The organism is Actinocorallia aurea (assembly GCF_054783995.1).
Genome location: NZ_BAAGPQ010000012.1, coordinates 423,379 through 437,921, shown reverse-complemented (window position 1 = coordinate 437,921; position 14,543 = coordinate 423,379). Strand labels below are relative to the sequence as shown.

10 protein-coding genes are annotated in these 14,543 nt (G+C 74.0%); 5 read left to right on the top strand and 5 right to left on the bottom strand.

Annotated features, from left to right (window positions below; all coding sequences use genetic code 11):
* Positions 1-46: 46 nt before the first annotated feature.
* The gene (locus ACYVOM_RS14510) at positions 47-988 is read left to right on the top strand and encodes a pyridoxamine 5'-phosphate oxidase family protein (protein ID WP_460303862.1); all 942 of its coding nucleotides are present in this window, start codon (positions 47-49) and stop codon (positions 986-988) included.
* A 16-nt stretch (positions 989-1,004) separates the two neighbouring features.
* On the opposite strand, the gene ACYVOM_RS14505 is transcribed toward ACYVOM_RS14510, so the two are convergent.
* Positions 1,005-4,193 carry a BTAD domain-containing putative transcriptional regulator gene (locus tag ACYVOM_RS14505; RefSeq protein WP_460303861.1) on the bottom strand — a complete coding sequence of 1,063 codons (3,189 nt, stop codon included), beginning with the start codon at positions 4,191-4,193 and terminating at the stop codon, positions 1,005-1,007.
* 130 nt (positions 4,194-4,323) lie between these two features.
* Between ACYVOM_RS14505 and ACYVOM_RS14500 the strand changes: the two genes are divergently transcribed.
* Positions 4,324-5,706: an FAD-binding oxidoreductase gene (locus ACYVOM_RS14500; RefSeq protein ID WP_460303860.1), complete on the top strand. Its 1,383-nt coding sequence runs from the start codon at positions 4,324-4,326 to the stop codon at positions 5,704-5,706.
* A 244-nt stretch (positions 5,707-5,950) separates the two neighbouring features.
* Here ACYVOM_RS14500 and ACYVOM_RS14495 read toward each other — a convergent pair whose 3' ends face one another.
* Complete coding sequence (locus ACYVOM_RS14495; RefSeq protein WP_460303859.1) at positions 5,951-8,398, bottom strand: lamin tail domain-containing protein; 2,448 nt, start codon at positions 8,396-8,398, stop codon at positions 5,951-5,953.
* Between the two features lie 282 nt (positions 8,399-8,680).
* Complete coding sequence (locus ACYVOM_RS14490; protein WP_460303858.1) at positions 8,681-9,274, bottom strand: TetR/AcrR family transcriptional regulator; 594 nt, start codon at positions 9,272-9,274, stop codon at positions 8,681-8,683.
* A 105-nt stretch (positions 9,275-9,379) separates the two neighbouring features.
* On the opposite strand from ACYVOM_RS14490, the gene ACYVOM_RS14485 reads away from it, so the two are divergent.
* From ACYVOM_RS14485 to ACYVOM_RS14475, 3 genes are read left to right on the top strand one after another with little or no spacing between them, the layout of a single operon-like run.
* A complete protein-coding gene (locus ACYVOM_RS14485) occupies positions 9,380-10,522 on the top strand; it encodes a hypothetical protein (protein WP_460303857.1) in 1,143 nt (380 codons plus the stop codon).
* Positions 10,519-11,586: a hypothetical protein gene (locus ACYVOM_RS14480; protein WP_460303856.1), complete on the top strand. Its 1,068-nt coding sequence runs from the start codon at positions 10,519-10,521 to the stop codon at positions 11,584-11,586. The genes ACYVOM_RS14485 and ACYVOM_RS14480 overlap by 4 nt, the downstream gene beginning before the upstream one ends.
* On the top strand, positions 11,583-12,788 hold the full coding sequence (locus ACYVOM_RS14475) for a sulfotransferase family protein (RefSeq protein ID WP_460303855.1): 1,206 nt from the start codon (positions 11,583-11,585) through the stop codon (positions 12,786-12,788). Before ACYVOM_RS14480 ends, ACYVOM_RS14475 begins: the two co-directional genes overlap by 4 nt.
* Positions 12,789-12,918: 130 nt before the next feature.
* On the opposite strand, the gene ACYVOM_RS14470 is transcribed toward ACYVOM_RS14475, so the two are convergent.
* Positions 12,919-13,434 (bottom strand): LURP-one-related/scramblase family protein, encoded by a 516-nt coding sequence (locus ACYVOM_RS14470; protein ID WP_460303854.1) that lies wholly within the window; start codon positions 13,432-13,434, stop codon positions 12,919-12,921.
* Between the two features lie 106 nt (positions 13,435-13,540).
* Positions 13,541-14,542, bottom strand: a complete 1,002-nt coding sequence (locus ACYVOM_RS14465) for a DUF389 domain-containing protein (protein ID WP_460303853.1) — start codon at positions 14,540-14,542, stop codon at positions 13,541-13,543.
* Between the last annotated feature and the right edge of the window lies 1 nt (position 14,543).

The window sequence follows — 14,543 nt, the reverse complement described above, 5'->3', positions numbered from 1 at the left end:
ATCGGACCCCAAGAAGGGCGCAAGTCGTGCCGCCTAGCGTCAGGGCATGACACTCACTCTTCCGGTCTCGGTGTTCCGGGACGCCGCGGTGTGCGCCTACACCTCGCTCACGCGTGACGGGCGGCCCGTCAGCTGGCCCGTGACGCCCTATCCGGGGGCGGGCGGGACCATCGACGTCAGCACGGGGCTCTCCTATCCCGACAAGGCGGAGCGGGCCCGGCGGGACCCGCGGGTCGCGCTGCTCTTCGAGGGGGACCCCGTGGTGCTGGTGCAGGGGCGGGCCGCGGTGCGGGACGCCGACCTCCAGGCGAACACCGACCGGTACGTCCGCGAGTCCTCCGCCAAGTTCCCCGACGCGCTCGCCGGCTCGCCCTGGTTCGTGCTGAAGCGCTGCGCCTGGTACTTCGCCCGGATCTATGTGGAGATCGAGCCGGAGCGGATCACCTGGTGGCCGGGCGGCGATCTCGGCCGGGCCCCGCAGGTCTGGACGCGTCCGTCCGACACCGATGCCGCGGCCTCCGATCCGGCCCCGTCCGGCGGGCGCCTGCCGAACCGCTCGGCCCCGCCCGCGGACTGGCGGGCCTACGCCGACCGCGCGCTCCGGCTCGGCCGCCCTCTGGTCTCGATGGGCGGCGACGGCCTCCCCGTGACGGTGCCCGCGCGTGCGTTCTCCCGCACCCCGACGGGCTACGACCTCACCCTGCCCGCCGGGATCGAGGCGGTGCCTGGCCCGGTCTGCCTGACGTTCGACGCGCACGATCCGGACCTGAAGTGGCAGGAGAACGTGGTGCTGCTCGGCAGTGCCACCGTCCGCGGCGGCGACGGCCTCGCCGTCACCGTCGAGCGTGCGCTGCCCGACTGGAGCCTGCCCGAGCAGCCGCTCAAGCGGATGGTCTCCCTGCTGACGCACGGCAGGCAGCTGCGGCACCGGATCCGGGCCGAGGCCGCCCGGCGCGGCCAGCCCGTCCCGGAGATCCGGCGCCTCTGACGGCTCAGGCCGGCGCTCACGGGGCGAAGACCGGGAAAGGCGGGGGCGGGGCCGCGCGGTGGCGGGCGGCGGCCTCCTCGTCGCCGAGGCGGTCCGCGAGGTCGGCTAGGACGCCGTGGAAGGAGCCCCGGCAGGCCAGCGCGCTGCCCGCCACGACGAGGCGGTCCTGGAAGGGCAGCAGCTTCCGGTAGGCCGCGGCCGGGTCCGGAACGCCGAGGAGCGCGGCGACCGCGCCGAGCTCGGCGAGCCCGAAGTCGGAGTGCCAGTCGCGGGCGTCGGGCAGCAGGTCCAGGCCCCAGCGGCGCACCAGCGTGCGGGCGTGGGTGTGCTCGCCGAGGTCGGCCAGCAGTCGCACCGCGGTCGGGCGCAGCACCCCGTTCTCCTCACGCGCCGCGGCTTCGGCCAGTTCGTCGGCGAGGGCGGCCAGGTCGGCGTCGCGGCCCCGAGCGTAGGCGATCGCCACCCTCTGCATGCGGCTGGCGAAGAGCGCGCCCCACATGCTGGTCCTGCGGTGCGTGCGGAAGGCCTGGCCGCCGATCTCCTCGGCCGTCTCCCAGTCGCAGTGCAGCGCCGCCAAGGTGGCCCGCTTGTAGTCGGTCTGCACCTCGATGTCGGTGACGCCGAGCGTCGGCGCGAGTTCGGCGCAGATCTCCAGGTCCGCCCGGTACTCCGCGGCCCTGCCGTGCCGCAGGTGCAGGGTCAGCCGGTGCATCCGGGCGATGACCTCGGTGGCGCGCGGCAGGCCCCGGCCCGCCATGGCCAGCGACTCGTCCAGCACGGCCAGGCGGCGGTCGTCGGCCTGCGGCGTCCAGGCGGCCATCACGTAGTTGTTGAGCGTCCTTCCCAGCAGTTCCGCGTCGCCCACCTCGCGGGCCAGCCCTACGGCCTCGGCCGCGAGCGCCTCGCTGCGCCCGTCGAGCCGCGCGGGCCCGTAGTACAGCTCGACGGCCAGCGCCCCGAGCAGTTCGGCGCGGCGGCGCGGCCCGTGCGGATCGGTGAGGAGATCGTGGAGGCGGTCGGCCATCGCGTGGTCGACGAAGCCGTACGGCCGCCAGTTCCACAGGGTCACGCCACCGAGCATGCCCGCAGCCCGAGCGGCCCGCTCTCGGTCCTCGCCCGCCTCGGCCAGCGCCTCCTCCAGGGTCGTGAAGGAGGCGAGGACGTCCCCGCACTGGCGCTGCTCCTCCATGAGCGCGATGAGCGCGTCGAAACGCCGGTCGTCGCCCGGAGGCAGCGCGGCAAGAGCGCGCTCCCGGTGCCGGGCCGCCTGGTCGGGAGCCAGACGACGACGGGCGAGGTCGGCGGCGGCGGTGCAAGCCAGGTAGGCGGCTTCCGACGGGCCGCCCCGCGCCGCGTGGAACCGGTGCCTGGCCAGCTCCTCGGCGTGCCTGGCGTCGCTGCCGTGGACGGCGGCCACAGCGTCGGCGAGCAGCCGGTGCAGTTCGGCCCGGTGCGCGGGGCTGAGCGCGGAGGCGAGCGCGTCGCGGGCGATGTCGTGCGCGAACCGCCAGCTCCAGTCGTCGGGATCGTGCTGGAGCAGGCCCGCGCGCAGTGCCGGCTCCAGCGCCTCGGTCACCTCGGCGGCCACGGCGTGGCCCAGGACCCGCGGATCGAGGTCGGCTCCCGCGAGCGCGGCGAGCCGCAGAACCCGCCGGGTCGCCACGGGCAGCCGCTGGAACCTGTGCTCGACCACGTCCCGGACGGTCGACGGGACTGGCCCGGCCTCCGCGTCCGGCGCGGACAGCAGCCGCACCATCTCGGTGAGGAAGAACGGGTTGCCGCCGGTCTTCTCGCGCAGGGCTCCGGCGTGTCCCCGGTCCTCGCCCAGGAACTCCTCGACCTCGGCGAGGGAGAACGGCGCGAGCGCCATCCGCCGCACGGCCCGCTCCCGCCCCAGCGCGCTGAGGGCGGCGTCGAGGGCGGCCGGGTCGGCGGCGTCCGCCGTGCGAGTCGTGGCGACGATCGAGCACGAGGCGGTGCCGAGCCGCGCCGCGAGCAGCCGCAGCACCTGGAGCGATCCGGCGTCGGCCCAGTGCAGGTCCTCCAGGACCAGCAGCAGCGGCCGCTCCCGCGCGGCCGCGAGCAGGGCGCGCGTCGTGCCCTCCAGCATCCGGAACCGGGCCACCGCGGGATCGGCGCCGTCGTCGGCGGCCGGGGCCTGGCGGGCGGGCAGGCCCAGATCGGCGAGGATCTGCTCCCAGAGCCACAGGGCAGGCGCGGCGAGGTCCTCGACCGTCCGCGCCCAGACGACCCTGACCTCGCGCGCGCGGGCCGCGCCGGCTTCGGCGACCGAGGTCTTGCCGATCCCCGCCTCGCCCTCCAGCAGGACCATCCGGCCGGCGCCGCGCACCGCCCCGGCGACGGCGTCGGCAATAGCGGCGAGTTCGCGCTCCCGTCCGACGAGCCTGCCCTCGGGTTCCGGGGCGACCGGCGCGGGGACGGCGTCCAGCGCGGGGTCCCGGCGCAGGACCGCCAGCTGGAGGTCGCGCAGCGCCGGTCCGGGCTCCAGGCCGAGTTCGGCGTCGAGGAGGTCGCGGCAGTCCTGGTAGGCGGCGAGCGCGTCGGCCTGGCGGCCGTCCCGGTAGCGGGCGCGCATCAGCAGCTCCCAGGACCGCTCGCGCAGGGGCCTCTCGCGCACGAGGGTCTCGGCCTCGGCCGCCGCCTCCCCGGCCCGTCCGCGCCGCAGCAGCGCCTCCGCCCTCAGCTCCAGCAGGCGCAGCCGCTGTTCCTCCAGCTCCGCGACGCGCAGGTCAAGCTCGGGGTCGGCGTCGATGCCGGCGAACGGGCGGCCCCGCCACAGGGTGAGCGCCTCGTCGAGCAGGCGCAGCGCCCCGGCGGCGTCGCCGTCTCCCAGCGCCCTCTCGCCCTCGGCGACGAGCTCGGTGAACCGCAGCGCGTCCAGCTCGCCCGGAGCCGCGGTGAAGACGTAGCCGGGCGCCCGGGTGGCGATCCGGCTCTCCCCCGTCCGTCCCGGGTCGAGCGCGCGGCGCAGATGGGAGACGTGGGCGAGGACGACGCCGTGCGCCGACGGAGGCGGATCGCCGTGCCACAGCGCCTCGACGATCCGGTCCATCGCCACGACCCGGCCCGGCTCGGACAGGAGCAGGGCGAGGAGGGTCCGGCGGCCGCCGCCGAGCTTGACGGGCGCGCCGACGGCGTCGGCGACCTCGACCGGGCCGAGCACCCGGAAGGACAGGGGGGTCATGGCCCTATGATCCCCCGTCCCGCTTGCGCTTCCCGCGCCCCTCGACCGCTAGTGAGACCGCAGTGAACGGCAAGCGGGACCTGCGACAAAGGTCGCGGTGCGCCCAAAGGGGGCGCGGAAGGAGCAAGACATGGACACGTTCGCGGGGGGCTCCGCGCCCGAGCTGCGCGCACTCATGGCGGGGGCCGTCCTGGCGCCCGGCGAGGAGGGGTACACCGAGGCGGTCGCGCCGTTCAACACCGCGGTGCCGCGCCGTCCCGCGCTCGTCGCGCTGGCCCGGGACGCGGCGGACGTCGCGGCGGCGGTCCGGTACGCGCGGCGGCGCGGGCTGCCGGTGGCGGTCCAGGCGACGGGGCACGGCACCACCGGACCGGACGACGGAGCCCTCTTGGTGCACACCGCGGCGCTCGGCGGCATCGCGGTCGACCCGGCCGCGCGGACCGCGCGGATCGGCGCGGGCGTGCGGTGCCGCGACCTGCTGGACGCCGCCGCGCCGCACGGTCTCGCGCCGCTCTCGGGCTCCGCGCCGGACGTCGGGGTGGTCGGCTACACGCTCGGCGGCGGGCTGAGTCCGGTCGGCCGGACGTTCGGGTACGCCGCCGACCACGTCCGCGCCCTGGAGGTCGTCACCGCCGACGGGCGGCTCCGGCAGGTCGACGCCGAGCACGAGCCCGACCTCTTCTGGGCGCTGCGCGGCGGCAAGGGCGGCTTCGGGATCGTCACCTCGATGACGGTCGGGCTGTTCCCCGTCCGCCGCCTGTTCGCGGGGGCCGCCTACTACGCGGGCGAGGACGCGCCCGCCGTCCTGCACGCATGGCGGCGCTGGGCGGCGGAGCTGCCGGAGCGGGCGACGACCTCGGTGGCGCTGCTGCGGCTGCCGCCGCTGCCGGAGCTGCCGCCACCGCTGCGCGGCAGGTTCGTCGTCGCGGTCCGGTACGCGCACGTCGGCGATGTCCGCGAGGGCGCGGCGCTGCTCGTGCGCCTCCAGGGCGCGCTGTCGCCGGTCCGGCCTGTCCTCGACGGGATCGGCGAGCTGGACTTCGCCGGCATCGGCGCGGTGCACGCCGACCCGACCGACCCGATGCCCGTCTGGGAGCGGGGCCTCGCCTTCGACGACCTGTCCGATTCCGCGCTCGCCGCGCTGGTGAAGACCGCCGGAGCGGACGCCGACGACCCGCCCTTCATGGTGGAGATCCGGCAGCTCGGCGGGGCGCTCGCCCGCCGGCCGGAGGGCGGCGACGCCGTGGGGGGCCGCGACGCGGCCTACTCGCTCCTCGTCATCGGCGCGCCGCCGCCCGAGGAGCTGGCCTCCCTCGTCGCGCCGACCGGGGCCCGCGTCATCGACGCGCTCCGACCCCACGCGCGCGACGCCGCCCTGCCCAACTTCCTGGGCTCGGCCCCCACCCCCGCCGACGTGGCCGCCGCCTGGCCTCCCGCGACCCTCGAACGGCTCCGAAGGGTGAAGACGGCTTACGACCCGTCCGGCCTCTTCGCCTTCGGCCTCGTCCACTGACCCGGCGCGAGCGGGCGGAGACCTCCGCCCGCTCGCCGCCGCGTCCAGGACGCGGGCGTCGGCGGGCCTGCGCCGTGGACGGCCCGGGGCCGGGTGCGCCTCGGGGGGCGGGAAGACGGCTACGCCAAGGCTGACGGCGGCGGACACACCACCTCCAAGTGGACCTACCGCCGCGCCTGAAGCTCCGCGTGGAAAGGCGGAGCGCCCGTCTCCCTCCGTGGGACGGGCGCTCCGGGTCAGGGGGTCACTCGTCGACGATGAGGCCGGCGGGGGAGCAGCGCGGCAGCCAGGGCAGCAGTTCGCAGCCGGCGACGAGGCGCAGGATCTGCGGGTCGTGGTCGCTGGCCTGGTCGGCGAACTCGGCGTTCAGGTGCACGACTCCGTGGACGTACCCCTTGATGGACGGGCTGACCAGGATGTGGTCGAGGGTCTGGGAGTTGCCGTCGTAGATATAGCTGTAGCGCTGGTCGGCGGGCAGCTCGTCGATCAGCGACTTCAGCAGGGCCCCGTTGCCGGTGACGGTCTGCAGGACGGGGCTGAACTGGTAGTCGTTCAGGTCGCCCAGGACCACGACCTTGGCCTTGCCCTTGCTCTTGTCGGAGAGGTCCTGGACGAACGCGCGGACCTCCTCGGCCTGCTGGAGCCGCTGCGTCTCCGAGCTCCGGACGGGCGGCTGCACGGCCGCGCTCAGCGGGTGGTCGCCGCCCTTGGAGTTGAAGTGGTTCGCGATGACGAACAGCGGCTGGCCGAGGTAGTTGAACTCGCCGACGAGCGGCTTGCGGCTGGTGCTCCACGCGGCGCCGGTCGGGTTGATCCGGCCGGGCGAGACCGTCAGGGCCACCTGGTCGAGGATCGGCCACTTCTTGACGACGCCCACCGCCGTGTCCGCGTTGCCGCCCGCCCGGTCGGTGAACTGCACCTTGGCGGCGTTGTACAGGAACGCCTGGCGGATGTTGCCGCCGGGCTCGCCGCCGTCGGTGCCGTTGTTCGGGTCGATGGACCGGAACGCGTAGGCGGGGCCGCCCGCAGCCTTGATCGCCGCGGTGAACTTCGTGAGCGTCTGGTCGTCGGTGACGGTCCCGTCGTCGACCGCGCCGTTGTCGTCCTGGATCTCCTCCAGGGCGAGGATCTCGGGCGAGCCGAGGTTCTTGACGACGCCCTGGGCGAGGCGGGCGAACTTCTCGTCCGGGTCGGACGGGTCGAGGTTCTCGACGTTGTAGGTGGCGATCGACAGGTCGAGGAGGCCCTTGGCCTTGGTGACCTTCTGCCGCTTGAGGCCGCCCTCGGTGATCGCGCCCAGCTCGGTGGCCTGCACGACGTAGCCGCCGAACGACTGGTAGTCGACCGGGCCCGTGGTGCCCGCGGCCAGCGTGGAGCCGACGTTCGCGGCGGGCGCGTCACCGGCCAGGGAGACGACCATGAGCCTGCCGCTGTTGGGGTCGTCGTAGGACTTGTAGACGGTCCCGCCGCGCGGCGTGGGGTTCTGGCCGGGCTTCAGGGTGACCCACAGCTCGTCGAACTCGGTGTTCACCGGACTGACCAGGCGCGTGTCCTGGGCGAGGGTGACCCGCATGCCCTCGTGCACCTCCAGCCAGTCCAGCACGTACGAGGACGGTTCGAGCGGCTGGGCCTCCAGCGCGCCGGACTTGGTGTAGGCGTCGGGGAATGCGACGGGGACGGCCGCGGGCAGCGCGTTGCCGGAGCTCAGCTTGGTGGCGGCGATGGTGCCGCCGAGCTCGGTCAGGCTCTGCGCCCCGGCGGTCGGGCGGTATTCGGTGACGCGGCCGGTGACCAGCACGGAGTCGCCGACGGCGACCGTCGGGGAGGTCGAGCCGGTGAAGACGAACAGGCCTTCGCTGGTGAGCGGGTCGGCGTCGGCGGACGGGTCCTGGAACCAGAAGCCGCGCGAGTTCCCCGTGCTCCGGACGGCCGTGACGATGCCCGGAACGTTCGTCACGTTCTGCCCGACGATCGGGGAGATGCGCCCCGAGCCCTGGATGTCGTGGATGCGGACGGAGCCGGGGGTCGGGTCGACCGGCCCGCCCGGGTCGTCCGCCGACACGGTCGTGCCCGCGGAGTTGGTGGCCTTCGGCACCCCGGCGGTGAAGTCGACGGAGTTGTTGTCGGTGTCGGTCAGCGCGCCGCTGCGGGCCGCGGCGGTGGTGTTGCTCAGGCCGGGCGCGGCGAGCGTCTCGACGTTGGCGGTGGCTCCGTAGCCGACCAGGTCCTTGACGTTCGGAGCGGTCGCGCAGGAGATGCCGCAGCCGACCAGGGGGATCTGCGCGGTCACCAGCGCGACGACGCCGGAGGTCCCCGACATGGGGATGCTCCCGGACGCGTCGGGCGTCGGGAGCGCGAGCGTGCCGCCGGAGCCCGCGGCCTGCTGGACGAGGTAGCGGCCGTTCGCCGGGATGCTGCCGGTGAGGTTGGTCATCTGGAACACCGAGCCCGCCGCCGAGGCGTACTGCACGCTCCAGCCGGAGACGTCGATCGGCGCGCCGGTGAGGTTCGCCAGCTCGATGTAGTCGTTCTTGAACGCCGCTCCGGCGTTTCCGCCGCCGCCGTAGACGGCGGAGATGACGACGTCGGTCGAGAGCGCGCCGGCGGCGCCGGGAAGGCCGGCCACCGCGGCCGCCAGGGCCAGCGGCAGGCTCGCCGCCAGGGCCGATCTCCGTACTCGGGGTGTTGCCAAGAAGCTCACTCCTAGATCAGACGAGGGGTCTCCACAGAGCATGATGCTACGTATGACCGCTTTGCACAGTGGCTTTATCGACAGTTCACTCGGACACCCCGGATGTTCTCCCGCCCCCGCTCTCGGCCACCTCCCTTTCTCCCTTTCTCCGGGAAAACGTCAGGCCGCTCCCTCAGCGGATTCCCGTTGCCGAATCCGCCGGTAAATGCCGTGGCCTGACATATCGCCGACCGAGAATCTCACTGTCGTGAAGTGTCGCCGAAAAGGGATACGGACGGTATCTCACGCATTTCCGGACCGCGGCGGAACGGGCTCCGCACAACGGGCGACGAGGCGCGCCTGGGCGAGCAGGCGCGGGACGGGGTAGGCGGCGGGGTCGGTCAGCCGCAGGCGGACGAGCTCGTCCGCCACCGCGTGCAGGACGCGGATGCCGAGGTCGGGGTCGGGGTGGTCCAGGGTGATGCGGTGGAGGCGGGCGCGCGTGACGGCGCGGGCCTGGGCGAGGCGCTCGTGGAGTTCGGGCGGCCCCCCTTCGGCGGGGAGCATGAACAGCCGCCAGGTGTCGGGCGCGGCGTCCACGGCGTCGAGGATGCCCGCGAGGGCGACGGTGAAGGGATGCTCCCCCGGCGGGACGGGGCGGGCGGCGGCCTCGCGGAATCCGGCGAAGGCGTGCTCGACCTCCCGGTCGATGAGCGCGACGAGCAGGCCGGGCAGGCTCGCGAACTGCTGGTAGATGACGGTCCGGGTGACGCCGCAGGCATCGGCGACCCGCTCCATGCTCACCGCGGCGTAGCCCTGGCCGACGATGAGATCACGCGTCACGTCGAGGATCTGGGCGCGCCTCTCCGGGCCCGTCAGCCGCCTGCGCGTCGCCATTGACGGGCCTCCCGCACCTCTTGTCCGGATAACTTGCGACTTGTAAGTTAGCGCCCGACGCATCGGCAGTCCAGCCCCGCCGCGGGGAGAAGGCGCAGGTGAACGATGGGATCTCCCTACCGCGTGGCGATCTGGGGGCCCGGCGAGGTCGGCGGGGCGGTGGCGCGGGCGTGCCATCGGCGGGTCGACACCGAACTCGTCGGCGCCAAGGTCTTCCGGGAGCGCAAGCACGGGGCGGACCTCGGCGAGCTGATCGGGATCGGGCCGATCGGGGTCGCCGCGACCACCTCGCGGGAGGAGATCCTCGCGCTCGACGCCGACGTCGTCATCGTGACGCCGCGGCCCGGGGTGCTCGGGAACGAACTCGACACCGACGTCATCGCGCTGCTCGAATCGGGTAAGAACGTCATCTCGACGGCCTCGTACCACAACGCGGCGATGCCGAACTGGCTGTCGGCGACGCGGCCCGCGCCGTCGCGGCTGCTGGAGGCGTGCCGCGCGGGCGGCGCCACCCTGCACGGGACCGGGGTGCATCCGACGTTCATGGTCGAGCGGGTCGCGATGACGATGGCCCGGTCGATGTCGGAGGTGACGCACGTGCGGTGCGTCGAAGCCGTCGACTTCGCCGCCGCGTCCGGGTCGATGTGGGGCGGGCTGCGCCGCATCGGGTTCGGCCTCGACCCCGCCGAGGTGAAGGCGGGCGCTCCGCTCGCCCTGTTCGGCGACCTCTACTACGGCGACCTCACCGGCAACGTCGCCCACCACCTGTACGGGGTCGGCATGGACGAGGTGAAGGTGGTGCACGAGTTGCGCGGGCTGCCCGCCGACGAGCGGTACACCACCCGGTCGGGCTTCACCGTGGAGCCGGGGCAGACCGCCGCGCTGCACCTCACCCACCGCGGATACATCGGCGACCACCACTACTTCACCAACGAGGAGTGCTGGTACCTCGGCCCGGAGAACGCCTACCTCGGCGACGACCTCCCCTTCGCCGACCACGGGGCGCCCGGCCCGATCAACTACACGATCGAGATCACCGGTGAGCCGTCGGTGCTGCGCACCCGGATCGCCTTCGAGCAGAACCGCGCGGGCAAGAACCCCGACAAGACCAACCCGATCACCGGCGCGTCCGTCCAGGCGGTCCTCGACGCGCTCCCTGCCGTGTGCGCGGCCGAGCCCGGCATCCTCATCGACGACCCGCGCCCGCACTACCGCGCCGACGACCGGGTCACCGAGGCCGTGCGATGAGCGGGCGGGACGACGCGGAGGCCTGGAACGGGCTCGTGGACGCGCTGCGGGCCGCGGGCGAGCGGATGGCCGCGTCCACCGAGGGGCTCGGCGAGGCGGAGCGGGCCGACGGGTACCGTGCCCTGCTGCGCGGCCTGCACCACCAGCTCGCCCGGTTCGAGGTCGACCGGGAGCGGCCCGAACTCGTCGAGTTCAACGGGTGGCGGCAGAAGTTCTTCATGGACAACCCGGACTACCGCTACTGGGTGGCCGACATCCGCGACGACCGCGCCTACCGGATCACCGGGCATCCGGGCGGTTCGGTGTACCAGTCGGTGACGGCCTACGCGGCGGCGTCCGGCGGGGTCGGCGCGACCACCAGGATCGACTCCGACGCGCTCCCCCGCAACGCCGACGGCGGTTTCACCCTCCTGGTCGGCGGTCCCGATCCCGGCGACGGCACCCCGTGGCTGCCGCTGCCCGAGGGCGCCAGGCAGCTGTGGGTGCGGCACTTCCACGGCGACGTCCGCACCGAGGCGCACGGCTGGGCCGCCATCGAACCCGTCGGGGCCCCGGCCGCCCCGCCGCCCCTGATCGACGCGGCGCGCTTCCCCGGCCGTCTGCGCCGCCTCGCCAAGACGGTCGAGGTGATGCCCGCGGTGTTCTCGACGGTGCAGGACAAGGTCGAGCCCAACACCGTGCACCACTGGACGGAGATGTCCGGCGGCGCGGCGTTCACCGAGCCCGGCATCCACTACCTGCGCGGCGCGTGGGGGCTGGAGCCCGGCCAGGCGCTCGTCGTCGAAGGCGAGACGGTGCCCTGCCGGCACTGGAGCATCCTGCTGTACAGCAGGTTCCTCAACTCGCTCGACCACCGGAACCGGCAGGTGTCCCGGACGGGGCAGACCGCCACGACCTCGGAGGAAAGGTACCGGTTCGTCCTGGCGGCCGAGGACCCCGGCGTCCCCGACGCGCTGGACACCGAGGGCCGCCCGTACGGCCTGTTCGTCCTGCGCTTCCTGCAGGCCGAGCGCGAACCGGTCCTGCCGACGCTGCGGGTCGTCCCGATCGAGGAGCTGCGATGACGTGGCGGCCGAGCCCCCGCACCGCGCAGGCCGAGCAGCTGTACGCGGCCGCCGAGGCCGACCGGGCGGCACGTCCCGAGAGGTACGCGCTCGACGCCGACGGGACCGTCGCCCGGGCACTGCGCGGCGCGGACCCCGACGTGCTCGGCGACCCCGCCGAGTGGCACGAAGGCCTGGAGCGGTACCTCGCCTCGGCCCGCGACGACGGGCGGCTCAACGCGCTCGGCGTCAAGATGGCCGGGTCCACCGCGGCCGGACGGCTCAGAGCCCGCATCGCGATGGCGAGGCTGCCGCGCGTGGACGAGCCGCCCGCCCTGCCGCCGATCTTCATCACCGGCGGATGGCGGACCGGCACCACCTTTCTCTTCCGGCTGCTGGCCGCCGACCCGCGGCTCCGTGCGCCGCTCTCGGCCGAGCTCGGCGCGCCGTGGCGGTTCGCCGGGGCCACCGACGCGCGCCGCGAGGAGTTCATCGAGCAGGGCGCCGCCGCGTCCGGGCTGCTCGACCTGCTCAACCCTGATCTCGCCGCGGTCCACGACTTCGGGCCGAGGCTGCCCGAGGAGTGCGTCGTCGGCATGGGGACCGCGCTGAAGAGCTGGGGATTCAGCTCGACGATGCGCCTGGACTCCTACAGCGCGTGGCTCGCCGGCCAGGACTTCGCGCCCGTCTACGCCGACTACCGCCACGCGCTGCGCACCTTGGACCGGGCCGACGGCCGGCGCTGGCTGCTGAAGGCGCCCGCGCACACCCCGGAACTCGCCGCGCTCGCCGCGGCGTTCCCCGGCGCGTGCGTCGTGGTGCTGCACCGCGACATCGTGGAGACCATCGCGTCCGGCGCGAGCCTCTTCTCGGTGTTCCGCGCGACGTACAGCGATGACGTCGACCCCGCCGACGTGGGCCGCTTCCAGAGCGACCAGACCGAACTCTGGCTCCGCCGCGCCCGGGCCTTCCGCGTCTCCCCCGCCGCCTCCGGCATCACCCTGCTCGACGTCTCCTACCGCGACCTCGTCTCGGCCACCGAGGCCGTCCTACGGCAGATCTACGACGCGGCTTCCCTCGCCGCACCGGACGACCTCCCGTCCATGATCGCCGCCTACCACGCGGCCCATCCCCGCACCGCCAAGGGCACCCACCGCTACTCCCCCGAGTCCTTCGGCCTCGACGGCCCGGCTCTGCGCGCCCGCTTCGCGTCCCTGGTCTGACCTCTCGCCGGAGGTGGGCACCCGACCGACCCCATGATCAGGTGATATATAAACTTCTGCACGATTTGCCGGGTTGTGTCGGCAGAGCCCCTACCGGCTGCGGCCGAGGCGCGGCGCGCGCGTCTGACGGTCAGCGGCCGCCGTGGGTGAGGGCGTCGATGCAGACGACGGCGGCGAGGATCACGGGGAAGTCCTCGCCTTCGGCGATCGCCACCGTGTAGGTGTCTCGGGCGCGCACCCAGCGCTTGGAGACCTGGGCGACGTCGGTGCCGTCGCGGGTGAGGCCGTAGTCGTGGTCGAGGATGTTCCCCTGGATGCGCAGGTCGCCGCCTTCGGCGAAGGAGACCTTGAAGCGGTTGCGGATGCCGACGAGGGCCTTGTGGAGCGTCGCCACGGTCTCGCCGCCCCGCTCGATCACGAACGTCTCGCGCAGCCGCAGCGCCTTCTGGTGGACCTTGAGCAGCTCGTCGCCGTTCGCGTCCTCCAGCAGGAACGTCCGGCGCAGCCGCAGCATCTTGCCGTTGACGCGGTAGACCCGCTGCCCGACCCCGTTCTCGATCCAGAAGTCGTCCCCGAAGGACAGCATCCGCTGCTGCATCTGGAACTGCACGGTCGTGGACGCGTTCTCGGTCTTGTTGCGGAACATCGCGAGCCTCCCCGGAAGAGTCCCACCCCACCAATTCCGACTTTTCCGCATGCCCGCCCAAGCCCGCCCCTCCCCCGGGCAACGAACCTCCCACGGCTCCGGTGGATCAGCGGCGATCGCCGATCGGGCCGAGGTCGGTCGTGCGGCCCGCCTCCGTCTCCAGGACGACGGAGAAGACCGCGGGGACCTCGTTCGCCAGCCGGGTCAGGAGGTCGGCGGTGGGCGGCGGGGCGGACGGGGTGGTGATCGCGATGTGGAAGGTCGTCGCGGCGGCGGTGACGTCGGTGACGGAGGCACCCGGGACGTCGGCGAGCCAGGCCTCCGCGGCGTCGCGGGCCCGGGACTGCCAGAGCTCCAGGAGGTAGGTGGCGGCGGTGCTCGCGGTCAGGAACAGGCAGACGACGACGCCCAGGCCGCCCAGGGCGAGGAAGGTCCGGCCGCGCCTCGCGGTACCGGCCGGGACCGCGGACCTGTCGAGGACGGCGAAGACGAGGGCCCCGGCCAGGACGAGCGCCAGCATGTTCGACAGGAACAGCACGAGCGCGCCCAGCGCCAGCACGAACCCGCCGTCGCCGAGGCACACCCCCACGACGACCAGCGGCGGGACCAGCGAGATCGCGATGGCCACGCCGGGCAGCACCGCGCCGACGTCCCTGCGGGCGAGCGCGACGGCCCCCGCGCACCCCGTCGCGAGCGCGCCGACCAGATCGGCAAGGCCCGGCGACGTCCGACCCGCGATCTGGCTGTTCGACAGCAGGTCGTAGGAGCGCGGCACCACGAGCGAGGCGACGACGCCGACGGCGACGACCAGGGCCGCGCCGCCGAGGACGTACCAGCCCGCCCGGGTCCTGGCGCGTTCGACGAGCCCGACGGCCATGCCCATGATCGGTTGCGAGAGCGGCGCGATGATCATGGCGCCGATGACCGTCGCGGTCGAGTCCGACAGCACGCCGGACGCGGCGATCACCGCCGACAGGGCGAGCATCGTCCAGAACGCCGAGCGCTGTGCGGACCGCCCCGGTCCGGCCAGCGCCAGGTCGGCGTCGAGTTCGGTGAGGCCGCGCCGCTGCTCGACCGGGACCACCCGGTCCAGGAGCCGACCGATCACC

Bases quoted from the DNA above. Each gene is read 5' to 3' on its own strand.
- ACYVOM_RS14500 (WP_460303860.1), top strand. From the start codon at position 4,324: ATGGACACGTTCGCGGGGGGCTCCGCGCCCGAGCTGCGCGCACTCATG.
- ACYVOM_RS14480 (WP_460303856.1), top strand. From the start codon at position 10,519: ATGAGCGGGCGGGACGACGCGGAGGCCTGGAACGGGCTCGTGGACGCG.
- ACYVOM_RS14510 (WP_460303862.1), top strand. From the start codon at position 47: ATGACACTCACTCTTCCGGTCTCGGTGTTCCGGGACGCCGCGGTGTGC.
- ACYVOM_RS14485 (WP_460303857.1), top strand. From the start codon at position 9,380: ATGGGATCTCCCTACCGCGTGGCGATCTGGGGGCCCGGCGAGGTCGGC.
- ACYVOM_RS14475 (WP_460303855.1), top strand. From the start codon at position 11,583: ATGACGTGGCGGCCGAGCCCCCGCACCGCGCAGGCCGAGCAGCTGTAC.
- ACYVOM_RS14505 (WP_460303861.1), bottom strand. From the start codon at position 4,193: ATGACCCCCCTGTCCTTCCGGGTGCTCGGCCCGGTCGAGGTCGCCGAC.
- ACYVOM_RS14470 (WP_460303854.1), bottom strand. From the start codon at position 13,434: ATGTTCCGCAACAAGACCGAGAACGCGTCCACGACCGTGCAGTTCCAG.
- ACYVOM_RS14490 (WP_460303858.1), bottom strand. From the start codon at position 9,274: ATGGCGACGCGCAGGCGGCTGACGGGCCCGGAGAGGCGCGCCCAGATC.